This window comes from Mesorhizobium sp. M6A.T.Ce.TU.002.03.1.1, assembly GCF_003997275.1.
GTDB lineage: Bacteria > Pseudomonadota > Alphaproteobacteria > Rhizobiales > Rhizobiaceae > Mesorhizobium > Mesorhizobium mediterraneum.
In genome coordinates, this window is sequence record NZ_RZTI01000300.1 from 1 (window position 1) to 661 (window position 661).

At 64.8% G+C, this 661-nt stretch carries 1 protein-coding gene; it reads left to right on the forward strand.

The features are described 5' to 3' along the window. Positions 1-661: glutamate synthase-related protein (locus tag EOC93_RS33630; RefSeq protein WP_245461617.1), on the forward strand; the 661-nt coding region annotated here is incomplete at both ends.

A 661-nucleotide genomic window follows, 5' to 3' on the forward strand; every position in this document is an offset into this window, starting at 1 on the left:
GCCAAGGCGCGTGCCGATCATATCACTATATCGGGCTATGACGGCGGCACGGGTGCATCGCCGCTGACCTCGCTCAAGCATGCCGGCAGCCCGTGGGAAATGGGCCTTGCCGAGACGCACCAGACGCTGGTGCTCAACGGCCTCAGGTCGCGCGTGGCGCTGCAGGTCGATGGCGGCCTGCGCACCGGCCGCGACGTCGTCATCGGCGCGTTGCTCGGCGCCGACGAATTCGGCTTCTCGACCGCGCCGCTGATCGCGGCCGGCTGCATCATGATGCGCAAGTGCCATCTCAACACCTGCCCGGTCGGCGTCGCGACGCAAGACCCGGTGTTGCGCAAGCGCTTCAAGGGCACGCCGGAACATGTGATCAACTTCTTCTTCTATGTGGCGGAAGAGGTGCGGGCGCTGCTCGCCGAGATGGGCTACACCCATCTCGACCAGATCATCGGCGACACCGACCTTCTGGAAAAGCGCGCACTGATCCAGCACTGGAAGGCGCGCGGGCTCGATTTCAGCAAGATGTTCTTCAAGCCGGATGCCCCGCACGAGGCGGTGCATTGGACCGAACGGCAGAAGCACCCAATCGACGATGTGCTCGACCGTAAGCTGATCGAACTCGCCAAGCCGGCACTGGACGCCAGGCAGCCGGTCAGCATCGAGC